The following is an 11,458-nucleotide window of genomic DNA, read 5'->3' on the forward strand; positions in this document are numbered from 1 at the left end:
TGGTCATGCAGGACAAGCATCAGGATGACATCGTCAGCATGAAGGGACTGACGAAGTCTTTCGGCGCCCATCACGTGCTGAAAGGCGTCGATCTGACGGTCCGCCGCGCCGAGGCATCGTTCATCATCGGCCCGTCCGGATCCGGAAAAAGCACGCTGCTTCGCTGCGTCAACAGCCTCGAAAGCTACAATGACGGCGAACTCTGGGTCGAAGACTATCTGGTCGGCGCCGAGAAGCGCGGCGAGCAGTGGTATGAGGCGCGCCAGCGCGTCACAGCGGCACGACGAGCGCGCATCGGCATGGTGTTTCAGCGCTTCAACCTCTTTCCAAACATGACGGCGCTGGAAAATGTCACCGCCGGCCTGCGCATGGTCCTGAAGCAAAGCCGCCGCGAGGCGGATGATCGCGGCCGCGAATTGCTGGACCGGGTCGGTCTCCTCGATCGCGCCGGCGCCTATCCGGCCCAGCTCTCGGGCGGCCAGCAGCAGCGGGTCGCCATCGCCCGCGCCATCGCCGCGCGCCCATCGATCATCCTGTTCGACGAGCCAACCTCCGCGCTGGATCCGGAACTCGTCGGCGAGGTGCTGGCCGTCATGCGCGATCTGGTGCGTGAAGGCATGACGATGATGGTGGTGACGCACGAAATCCAGTTCGCCGAAGAGGTCGGCGACACCGTCCATTTCATCGATGGCGGCCGCGTTGCCGAATCCGGCACGCCCGCTGAAGTCATCCGTGCCTCCCGACACGCCCGCACGAGCGAATTCCTGGCCCGCATCCGATAGACCGATGCCTTCCGAGCAGAGAATGACCAGCCCCTATATCTATGTGAATGCCGCCCTTCCGCGCCGCTTCGAGGCCCCGGTCATCGCATCGCGGACCGATCTTGACGCTGCGGCGTTGAACCGGCTGTTGCTCAGCAATGATGCGCCGATCACGGCGCAGCCTGGCGGCACGATCGCGGAACGGATCCTCTCGATCTTCGAACATCCGGAGGTCTTGTTCGGCGACCCAACCTTCATTCCTGCGCATCGTGCGGCCTGGCTCGACCGGCTGAACTATTTCATCGGCCGCGACGAACCGATCCAGTTCGTCTCCATGGCCTTCCCCTACAAGGTGCCCAATCCGCTCAAGAACGAGCGCGCGGCGCCGGACCTTGGCGAGGCGCTGATGCTGCGCCGCTTCCAGGCGGTGCTCGATGCGATCGCTGCCGTCTATCCGCCCGGCGGCGTGCTGACGATCCTCGAAGAGGGAATCCTTGGCCGCTGCCAGGGCGTCGATCCGCGCCGGATCGCGGCCTATCGCGCCGGCATCGCCAATGTCGTAGAGGTGTCGGGCGTCGATCCGGAGCGGGTGACCTTCCACAGCCTCGACGACATGGTCACCGAAATCCCCAATTTCGAGGCGCGCTGGATCCACGAGCAGGAACGGCTGCGCGAACTCTGGCAGCAGGGCGACTCGGCGATCCGTGCCGCCTATGACACGACGACTGCCGCATCGCGCACCTCGGTGCCGACGCTCGACTATGATCCGCATGTTCTGGCGGCCGCCTATGACCGCGAACAGACGGATTCGGCGCTGCGCTATCCGCGTGATTTCATCGACAAGGTGGCGCACAGGCAGTTCTTCGCCTATCGCGCGCTGCTCGCGCTCAGGGATTCGACTGGCTATCTGCACGATCTCAGGCCCTATGCGCTCAAGCTGACCGTCTCGCCGAAGCCCGAGAACCTCGCGGTATTGCCGGTCAATACGTGGTCGCGCATCCTGCCCTATCACGGCATTCCCGTGCTGGACCGCGATGGCCGCTGGGCGATCGTCTACCGTGCCGCCATGGGCCAGCTCGGCCCGGTCGAGGCGCTCCACCTTGCCGGCGATAGCGATCCGGCCCCGATCGGCTACCGGGTGAGCGCATGAGCGTAAGCCTCGGAGTCGATATCGGCGGTACCAAGATCCAGTTCTGCACGATCGATGCAGAGCTGCGTGCTACCCCGCTCGGCATGACACCGACCGCCCTGATGCGGCGGGGCACCACCGCCTTTGCCAGCGACCTCGCCGCGCTGATCCGCACCATGTGTCCGCCGGATGTGCAGCGCATTGGCCTGACGCTGAACGGCATCCTCGATCGGGGCGACGTGGTCTACAGCTCGCTGATGGGGGGCCGGGTCGGCTTCCCGCTGCAGCCATTCCTCCGTGAGAAACTGGGGCTGCCGGTTTTCGTCGATGACGACATCCACGCCATGGCGATTGCGGAAGCTGCCCTCGGCGCCGGTCGCGACGGTGCCCCTTTCGCCATGCTCAATCTCGGCACAGGTATCGGCGTCGGCGTCTTCGAGGACGGCCGCGTGCTACGCGGTGCCTATGCCGCCGGCCTCATTTCCGAACAGACGGTCTATGTCGAGGAACTCGGTGCCTACCGCTCGCTCGATCGCACGGTGTGCGGGCGCGGGCTGCGGGAAGTCTATGCGGAGATCGCAGGCGAGATTGCCGATGGCGTGACGATCTTCGAGCGTGCCCGGACCAGCGAGCCGGCGGCCCTGCAGACCGTCGCAATCTTCTGCCGCTATCTCGGTGAGGCCATGCAGATGATCTCGCGTTTCTACCATCCAGCCCGCATTGTTCTGAATGGTTCGATCAAACGTTCGGCAGATGTGTTTCTCGAGCCGGCATTGCAGCGTTATCACAGCGGTCTGGAACCATCATTTCGCGCCGAGATCATCGTTTCTGAACTCGAGCACGCCGCAGAACTCGGTACGCTGGCGGGAAGAGAACTGCGAGACCTGCAATGAACACCAACGCACCTGAACGAAAACGGGCCAAGGATCCGGAGGACAGCAACTCCTCGGCGCGCATCTTCGCACCCATCAAGGCGCATCGCACCTTCGAGACGGTCATCGAGCGGATCATCGACGCCATCGATGCCAAGGGGCTCAGCGAAGGCGATCGCCTGCCGAACGAGACCGAGATGGCGAAGCTGCTCGAAGTCTCGCGCCCGACGCTGCGTCAGGCGCTGCGCATCCTCGAGAACTCCGGCGTGCTGCGTATTCGAGCCGGGCAGGCGGGCGGCGTCTTCGTCGCGACCGGGATGATCCCGCTCGACCTCGTCGGCAAAAACATCGCGCATGAGGCGCATCACGCGGCCGAGCTCATCGCCACGCGTCGCATGCTGGAGCCGATCGTCTATCACCTCGCCGCCGAGAATGCCTCGGAGGAGGAACTCGACCAGATCGCCGACACGATCCGCCTCATGGAGCGCCATCTCGGCGATCCCGGCATGGTGCAGCGGGCGGACGGCATGTTCCATCGCCGCGTCGCCCACGCCGCCGGCAACCAGTTTCTCCTGCGGACGATGACGTCGATCTATCGCGACCTCAATCCGCTCCGCGGCGCTCTGAACAATGACGCCGAACACGGCCGCCACATGATCGATGTCCACAGCCGCCAGCTTGCCGCGATCCGCGCGCGCGACCATGACGCGATCGAGCGCCTGTTGCAGGAGACTTTTGTCGACCTCGAAGAGGAATTCCACGTCGCGACCCGCTTCTCGGTGCGCTGGACAGCCATCGAAGGCGCGCCGCGTCCTCCCTCCCCCTCCGCAGGAAAAAGTGGCGGGAAGCGACCCCTGAGATCCTGAAGCCCTGATCACCGGCTCGGAGTGCGATCCGAGCCACCAAGGCCACGCCGCAGCGGACCCGCCTCCGCAGCGAACGATGCTGGTCGTGGCAAATCTGGCGCCGTTCGATGCGCCGCAAACAAGGAACTCCGACCATGGAACAGCTGAAATACGGTGAATTGGAAGTCCTCGTGGCTCCGACGGACGAGGCGCTCGGCGAAGCCGCTGCCGAGGCGCTGGCCGCGGTCTGCAAGGCGGAACTCGCCAAGAAGGACGAGATCGCCATCATCATGGCGCTCGGCGCGGCACAGGCGCCCTTCTACACGGCGCTGCGTGCCCGCACCGACATCGAATGGTCGAAGATTACGGTCCTGCATGTCGACACCTATATGGGCGTCGCTGAAAGCCGGGTTGAAAGCGGCGCGTCGCGCATGCGCAAGCACCTGCTCGATCACGTGAAGCCCAAGGCTTTCTTCCCGATGCAGGGCGATCACGAGCCGGTCGAGGAAGAACTGGCCCGGTACACCAAGCTCTACAACGAACTCCAGCCCGTCCTGTGTGTCGTCGGGATCGGCGACAGCGGCCATCTCGCCTTCAACGATCCGCCAGCCGACTTCGACACCAAGGACATCATCCGCGTCGTCTTCCTCGATGAAGTCACGCGCAACCAGGTCAAGAAGGCCGGCATCTTCAAGTCGATCGAGGAAGTGCCGCATTACGGCCTTTCGCTGACGATGCATGCGCTGCTGAAGCCCGGCCGCGTCCTGGCGCTCGTCCATGACGCTGACAAGGCGCCGGTGATCAAGCGCCTCCTGGAAGGCCCGGTGACGTTCATGTGCCCGGCTTCGCTGTTGCAGACGGCGCCGCATGCGACGCTCTACCTCAACCAGCCGGCCGCCTCGCTGCTCGATCGTCCGGCAACCTGATCGGCGCCTATCGCCCTCAGCGCTCGCGCGAGGTATCCGAAAACCGGAGGCGGCGGCATCCTGCCGCCTCTGGAGCCGTCATTGACGGCGACCAGGGTGCCGAGCCCCCGGCGCGTTACGCCGGGTCAGTCGTTGGACTGCGCACGACGCCAGGCTTGGTATTCGGCTTCCGCCTCGACGCTCAGCGGATAGTATTTCCTGAGGTCGCCGCCTTCGGAGAGACGGATGCGGGCGAACTCCTCCCATTCGGCATGCTGGCCGGCGATCGCAACGAGCTGTTCAGCGAGCGCCGCGGGAACGACCACCACGCCGTCGTCGTCGGCGACGATGATGTCGCCCGGAATGACCAGCACATTGGCGCAGGCGATCGGCACATTGACCGCGAAGGGAATGATGTTGGTCTGGGCGTGATAGTTGGGCGTGACGTCCTTCACCCAGATTCCGATGTCGAGTTTGGCGGCCTCCGCTGAATCGCGAATACAGCCGTCGATGACGACGCCGGCACCGCCCCGTCCCGCGAAGAAGGTCAGCATCATCTCGCCGAAGATGCCGCTGCCGAGATCGCCCCGCGCATCGACAACGACCACGTCGCCGGGCTGGGTCGGATAGAGCACATGCCGGTGCAGCTGCTTTTCGGGGTCCTCATATTCAGCAGCGCCGTAGAGATCCTCGCGCTTCGGCATGCATTGCAGCGTCAATGCGGGGCCCGCGACCGTGCGGCCCTTGACCAGCGGGCGTGGCCCCCGGATCTGCGGATCGCGAATGCCGAGATGCTGAGCGAGTTCGCTGCTCAGCGTCGCCGATCCAATCCGCGCCAATGCATCGACGAGGGCGCGCGGCGGCCGAACGATGTCCTTGTAGTCAAAGGGATTATCCAATCTCTTCTCCATCTCTTCGGCTGCCGCCGGCCACTCTCACAATCAAGAGAGAGGCCAGCAGCCGCACTGGCATGTCTTGGCGACCGGGGAAGACCCGGTCGCGGTGATGTGTCGGGATCAGCCCCGCACGGCGCCCGAGACGAGGCCCTTCACGAGCAGTCCCTGGGCGAACCACACGAAGATCAGGGTCGGGATCACCATGAGCACGCCGGCTGCCGACATCGCACCCCAGTCGATGCCGAACTGCGACACGAAATTGGTGAGCCCCACGGGCAGCGTCTGCGACGCTTCGGACGAGGAGAGCGTCAGCGCGAGGAGAAGGTCGTTCCAGGTGAAGAGGAACGTGATGACGGCCGTGGCGCCGATGCCGGGCGCGATCAGCGGCGAGACGATCTGCACGATGATGCGCAGCGTGCTCGCCCCGTCCATCTGAGCCGATTCCTCGATTTCCTTGGGCAGATCCTGGATGAACCCCATCAGCAGCCAGATCGCGACCGGCAGCTTCGAGGCCGTATGCGCCATTACAAGGGCCGTCAGGGTGTCGAGCAGTCCGATCGACGCGAACACTGCGAAGAGCGGGATAGCCAGCGCCACGACCGGGATCATCCGCATGATGAGCAGGATGCTGACGATCACCTTCGCGCCCGGCAGACGGAAGCGGGCCATCGCATAGGCGCAGGGCACGGCGAGCAGGATGACCAGCACCACCGTGGCGATCGACACGATCACCGTGTTCCAGAGATAACCATTGAGGCCGTATTGGCTGAAAACCGCAATATACTGACCGAATGTGATCGCTTCCGGCAGCACGCGCACCGGCACCGCGAAGATGTCCGCCGAGTTCCGCAGTGATGTCAGGACGAGCCATGCCAGCGGGAAGACCGTGAGCAGGACCGTCCCGATCAGCACGAGATAGCGGATGACGAGGCCGGGCGTGATGCCGTCCCGAAGCTTCGCGCGGCGCCGACGTATTCTCGGGCGATCCTGCACGGTGTCCGTCATGAGTTCCTCCTCAGCTTCCTGGCGGCCCATGGCGCGCCATAGAGCACGGCAAGGAACAGCAACGACATGGCAAGGGCGACATAGGACACGGCCGCGGCATGGCCGAAGGACGCGCTCTGGAAGGCCAGTTGATAGGCGTTGACCGTGATGAGACTGGTGGCCCCGCCCGGTCCGCCCTGTGTCATCAGCCAGACGACATCGAAGGTGCGGAACGTATCGATGATCCGCAGCATCAGCGCGATCATGAGGATCGGCCGCATCAAGGGCAGCGTGATGTGCCAGAAGATCCCCCAGGGCGACGCGCCATCGACCTGTGCCGCCTCTATCGGATCCTGCGGCAGTGATTGCAGTCCGGCGAGAAACAGCAGCACCAGCAGCGGCGTGTTCTGCCAGATATCGGCGATCATCACGGAGACCAGCGCCCAGTTCGGATCGGACAGCCACGGTGCCTCGGGCAGGCCCAGATAACGCAGAATGCCGTTGACGAGGCCGTACTGGCCATTGAAAAGCCAGCGGAAATTGAGGCCGACAACTGCGGGTGCGATCATGGGCGGCACCAGGAGCAGCGTGCGCGCCAGCTTCAGTCCGCGCAGTTTGCTGTTCACCAGGACGGCGACGCCCATCCCAGCCGCAACCTCGATGATGATCGTGACGGCCGAAAAGATGAGCTGGACACGCAGCGTCTGCTTGAATCCGAGCGAGTTGAACGTATCGCGATAGTTGGACAGGCCGACGAAATATTGCGACGGCGCGCTGAGATCCCACCGATAGAAACTCATGACGAATGAGTAGATCAGCGGGTAGATCAGGATCGCGATCATGACGATCAGCGCCGGACTGGCGAAGAGGTATCCCTTTTGCCAGGAAGGAGCCAGTGGCGAACGTCGCCACCGGCGCCCCGCCGGCTGTGCGGCGGCTGTCATGCTAGTTGTAAGCTCCCGCCTGCGTCATGATCTGCAGGGCTTCGGCAGATGCCTGATTGAGCGCGTCTTCGGGCGACTGTTGGTTGCTGAGCGCGCGCTCGATGGTCGAGAACATGAGCGTGCAGACACGCGAGAAGCCGGGAAGCTTCGGCCACTCCTTGCCGGTGGCAATCGTCTGCTCGAGCTGGGCCAGCCATTCCGCCTTGGCGCCGGTCGCCTCCGAAACGACTTGCTTCGCGACGGACAGTCGGCTCGGGAAGTTCGAGTAGTCGTTGAAGTTGAGAAGCTGCGCTTCCGAGCCGACAGTGTATTTGATGAACTCGACCGCCGCGTCCTTCTTGCTGGACATGCTGTTGAGCGCCATGGCGTGCGAAATCGCGCAGGAGATCGCGGTCTTGTTCCGGACGTAAGGCGCCGTCGACCACTTGCCCACGACCTTCGACGTCTCGGGATTGGAGAGCGTCGAGAAGGCGCCCGGCCAGTCGAACGTATCCATGACGGCGCCGGACGAGAACTGTGTCGAATTCTCGTTCCACTGATAGGAAACGGCGTCCGGCGGGACCACCTTCCACTTCTGGATGAGGTCGCGGTAATAGGTCAGCGCCTCGATGCCAGGAGCGGCATTGAAGGACGGCTTGCCCGCGTCATCGACCCAGTCGCCGCCCGCCTGCCACAGGAGGTCGGAGAAGGTGCGCTGCGCCGGATCGCCCTGCCCCGGCACGACGAGGCCGTAATAGCCGTTGCCGGTCAGCTTCTGGCTGACCTCGACAAGGTCTTCCCACGTCACCGCGGCCTTGAGACCGTGTTCGGCATAGACATCCGAGCGGTAATACTGCGTGCGCGCGTCCATGTTGCGCGGAATCGCGGCGAGACCCTTGGTCTTCGGATTGACGAGATAGTCGACGCCGACCTGGTAGAAATCCTTGAGCTCGTCTTCGGTGAAATACTCGTTGAGCGGAGCGAAATAATTGAAGAACGAGTCGATCTGCGCCGTATGCGTGCTGAACACATCATAGAGACCGCTTCTGGCCGCGCCGAGGGTCACGATCTTGGTCGTTAGGGGCGTGAACTCCAGCAGGTCATACTTGACCTTGATGCCGGTCTTCGCGGTGAAATCGGCGACCACCTTCTCCCAATATTTCGGATAGAGCGGACCGCCGGTGATCAGCAATGCACGGATCTCTGTCGTCTCGGCACGCGCAATCCGCGGGGCAAATGTGCTTGCCCCAAGAACGGCTGCGGAACCACCTAGAAATCCGCGCCTGGAAAGTCTGTCAAAAGCCATTGTTACCTCCCTATTTTGGTTTTCGTTGCTTATCGTCATCGCCGACGCGCTCCTCCGCGGCGATGACGTCGTCCTATGACGCCCCGAAACCGGCCGTGTGCATCAAGGCAAATTCGATCTGCTGCCGGCCTGGGACGTTGCTGGGATGTGTCGCAGATGATCGCGGAGAAGGCGGCGATTGGCGCGCCTACCGTTCAACCTGCGGAATGTGGTGGACGTGCCGGGCGCCCGGCGGACCGAGTCGCCATCGCGGATTGCAGCCGCATGAGCGACCACGCAGCACGCGACGACCGCGGGCCTTCGCTGTGCCGGCATCTGAATATGAAGGGTCACTATCGACGAACATCAGGCATTGCTCCTCCCCACCGTGCCAAGGGCCAGTGCGAGCGACGGACAGCGTTGCGCTCAAGCGCTTATATGCTTATCGACTTGTCCGATAAGATGATGCTACTATCGCAACGAGCGGCGGTCAAGTATCACAAGCCCATGAACTGTCCCGGATCGCGGATCCGGCAGCGCCGGGGGGCGGATGATGCGGGAAAACGACAGCGAAAGACGATCTGTACGGAGCGCACTGATCGCTGTGTGCCGTCTCATATTCGTCTCGGGCTGCGCGCAGGCGCGCTGCGAACAGGCAGCCCTTCCCGACGAACACGGCAATTTCTCTGAGGCTCGGTCGGCCGATTCCGTGCTGGCGCCGTTGCTGTCGCCCAGCGCGTCGCGATCGCGTGCTTCTCGCCAAACTCTGTCCAGCCTGTTTCAGCCCGTGACGCGCGTCCCGCGTCGCCGTAGTTTGGTTCGTTCAGCCATTCCAAGCGTTTGAGGCTCACCCATTGCCGATGAAGGTCCAGCTCCGTACCCTGCCGACGCAAGTCGCCGGCGTCCTGATCCAACGCATCGCGACCGATGCCTATCCGGACGGTCTGGTGCCTTCGGAATTGCAGATCTCGGTGGAATTCAGCGTTTCACGCGCAGTGGCCCGCGAGGCCCTGAAAATCCTGAGTTCGCTGGATATGGTCGACATCGCCCAGGGCCGCCGCGTGACACTGCGCCCGATCGCTGAATGGGACTATCTTAGTCCTCTCCTGATCGAGTGGTTGCCGAAGGCGCAGGTCCGTGAATTGCTACACGAATTGCGCGATGCGCGTCTCATTCTGGAGCCTGCGATTGCCGCGGAAGCTGCGGTGCGCGTTACGGGAGACGACCTCGCCCGGTTGAGCGCCGTGCTCGATGCGATGCCCCGGAATGAGAACGATCCCGACGACTATCTGCGCCTCGATCTCGAATTCCACATGGAGATCTGCCGCGCGACCCGCAATCGGATCCTCGACCGCTTCATGTATTCCTCGCGCTGGTGGCAGCTCGCCAGCCGGCGCGTCAGCAACCAGGCGCCGGACGCCTTGCCGATCGCCACGCAGCAGCATCGAGCCGTCTTCGACGCGCTCGCCGCGCGCGACCCCCGCCGCGCGGAAGACGCCATGCGGGTGCACCTCGAGGCAAACCTCATCGGCATCATGATGGTCGACGAGGTTCCCAACTTCCGTTAGCGGCGCGACGAGCGGCTACCGAGCCGCCGATCTTCTCTTCGCCTCAAGAGCGATTGGCTTGGCCGATCGACCGCTGCTGCATGGCAGCTGCCCTCTCTCGCAGCACTTCATATCGCGATACGCGTCAGCGTAAGGATTTTACGCAACTCCACTTGTCAGATAAGTCGATCAGCGTATAAACCTATCACAAAAGCGGCGCCAGAAACGGCCGCGACACATGGGAGGATCACTATGCAGCAGCGTCGTCTTGGGTCGTCGCCTGTTTCCGTCTCGGAGATCGGGCTGGGCACCTGGGGAATGTCCGGCGCCTTCTGGGGGGCCGCCAACGATGCGGAATCCGTCCGCGTCATCCATCGCGCACTCGAACTCGGCGTCACGCTGATCGACACGGCCGAAGCCTATGGCAATGGGCATTCGGAAGAGGTTCTCGGCGAAGCACTGGCGGACCGCCGCTCCAAAGCCGTCATCGCCACAAAGGTCGCACCGAACCATCTCGATCCGCGGGAACTTGAATCCGCACTCGAAGGATCCCTGAAGCGGCTCAGGACCGACTATGTCGATGTCTATTTCATCCACTGGCCCAATCCGGATTTTCCCGTCGGACCGACCATGGAGGCAATGGAGCGCCTGCGCGCTGCGGGCAAGATCCGCGCCGTTGGCGTCTCCAATTTTTCGCCCGCTGAAATGGACAAGGCGCGCGAATATGGCACGATCGATGTCCTCCAGCCGCCTTACAACATGCTCTGGCGCGAGATCGAGGCGGCGACCCTTCCCTATTGCCGCAAGCACAATATCGGCGTCATGCCCTATAGCGGCCTCGCGCAGGGCCTGCTGACGGGAACGCTGACACGCGACACGGTCTTTGCCGAGGGCGACCAGCGCCGCACGACCCTGCTGTTCCAGCCGGGCACCTATGAACAATGTCTCGATGCGGTAGCGGACCTGCGGCCCATCGCGGCCAGATATGGCAAGTCGGTGCCCCAGCTTGCGGTGCAGTGGCTGACCAGTCGGCCCGGCGTCAGTTCCCCGCTGCTTGGCGCGCGCACGCTCAGTGAGATGGATGAGAATGCGGCCAGCGTCGGCTGGACGATCTCGGAAGAGGATATCGCCGAGATCGACCGCGTGACGAAGCCAATCTGGGCGTCGATCGCCGGAAAGGGCAACATGTTCGGCTACATCGTCAGCCCCAACCAGGCAAAGCCGGCCTGACTGGATCCGCAGCCGGAGTTGCCGCCTCGTTTCCTCCAAGCGAGACGGCTTCCCTCCCTCCGGCCGCGGATGCGCCAACCC

General features: G+C 63.5%; 11 protein-coding genes. 7 read left to right on the forward strand and 4 right to left on the reverse strand.

Features of this window, described 5'->3' with window-relative positions:
* Nucleotides 1–5: 5 nt before the first annotated feature.
* From BUB39_RS17695 to BUB39_RS17715, 5 genes are all read left to right on the forward strand, one after another.
* Nucleotides 6–782 (forward strand): amino acid ABC transporter ATP-binding protein, encoded by a 777-nt coding sequence (locus BUB39_RS17695; protein ID WP_084527703.1) that lies wholly within the window; start codon nt 6–8, stop codon nt 780–782.
* 22 nt (nt 783–804) lie between these two features.
* Nucleotides 805–1,911, forward strand: coding sequence for an L-tyrosine/L-tryptophan isonitrile synthase family protein (locus tag BUB39_RS17700; RefSeq protein ID WP_073056047.1), 1,107 nt, complete (start codon nt 805–807; stop codon nt 1,909–1,911).
* On the forward strand, nt 1,908–2,783 hold the full coding sequence (locus BUB39_RS17705) for an ROK family protein (protein WP_073056049.1): 876 nt from the start codon (nt 1,908–1,910) through the stop codon (nt 2,781–2,783). Before BUB39_RS17700 ends, BUB39_RS17705 begins: the two co-directional genes overlap by 4 nt.
* Nucleotides 2,780–3,628 (forward strand): FadR/GntR family transcriptional regulator, encoded by an 849-nt coding sequence (locus tag BUB39_RS17710; RefSeq protein ID WP_073056051.1) that lies wholly within the window; start codon nt 2,780–2,782, stop codon nt 3,626–3,628. Before BUB39_RS17705 ends, BUB39_RS17710 begins: the two co-directional genes overlap by 4 nt.
* Nucleotides 3,629–3,762: 134 nt before the next feature.
* Nucleotides 3,763–4,533: a 6-phosphogluconolactonase gene (locus BUB39_RS17715; protein ID WP_073056054.1), complete on the forward strand. Its 771-nt coding sequence runs from the start codon at nt 3,763–3,765 to the stop codon at nt 4,531–4,533.
* A gap of 125 nt (nt 4,534–4,658) precedes the next feature.
* Here the strand turns inward: BUB39_RS17715 and BUB39_RS17720 are convergent, their stop codons facing one another.
* From BUB39_RS17720 to BUB39_RS17735, 4 genes are all read right to left on the reverse strand, one after another.
* Nucleotides 4,659–5,411, reverse strand: coding sequence for an RraA family protein (locus BUB39_RS17720; RefSeq protein ID WP_244540294.1), 753 nt, complete (start codon nt 5,409–5,411; stop codon nt 4,659–4,661).
* Nucleotides 5,412–5,528: 117 nt separating this feature from the next.
* Nucleotides 5,529–6,413: a carbohydrate ABC transporter permease gene (locus BUB39_RS17725; RefSeq protein ID WP_073056058.1), complete on the reverse strand. Its 885-nt coding sequence runs from the start codon at nt 6,411–6,413 to the stop codon at nt 5,529–5,531.
* Nucleotides 6,410–7,336, reverse strand: a complete 927-nt coding sequence (locus BUB39_RS17730) for a carbohydrate ABC transporter permease (RefSeq protein WP_084527596.1) — start codon at nt 7,334–7,336, stop codon at nt 6,410–6,412. The genes BUB39_RS17725 and BUB39_RS17730 overlap by 4 nt, the downstream gene beginning before the upstream one ends.
* A 1-nt stretch (nt 7,337) precedes the next feature.
* Nucleotides 7,338–8,621, reverse strand: a complete 1,284-nt coding sequence (locus BUB39_RS17735) for an ABC transporter substrate-binding protein (protein ID WP_175561898.1) — start codon at nt 8,619–8,621, stop codon at nt 7,338–7,340.
* Nucleotides 8,622–9,460: 839 nt separating this feature from the next.
* On the opposite strand from BUB39_RS17735, the gene BUB39_RS17740 reads away from it, so the two are divergent.
* Nucleotides 9,461–10,168, forward strand: a complete 708-nt coding sequence (locus tag BUB39_RS17740; RefSeq protein WP_073056061.1) for a FadR/GntR family transcriptional regulator — start codon at nt 9,461–9,463, stop codon at nt 10,166–10,168.
* A gap of 231 nt (nt 10,169–10,399) precedes the next feature.
* Nucleotides 10,400–11,377, forward strand: a complete 978-nt coding sequence (locus tag BUB39_RS17745) for an aldo/keto reductase (protein ID WP_073056072.1) — start codon at nt 10,400–10,402, stop codon at nt 11,375–11,377.
* The last annotated feature ends 81 nt before the right edge of the window (nt 11,378–11,458 follow it).

The sequence above is a fragment of the Kaistia soli DSM 19436 genome, assembly GCF_900129325.1.
GTDB classification, from domain to species: Bacteria; Pseudomonadota; Alphaproteobacteria; order Rhizobiales; family Kaistiaceae; genus Kaistia; species Kaistia soli.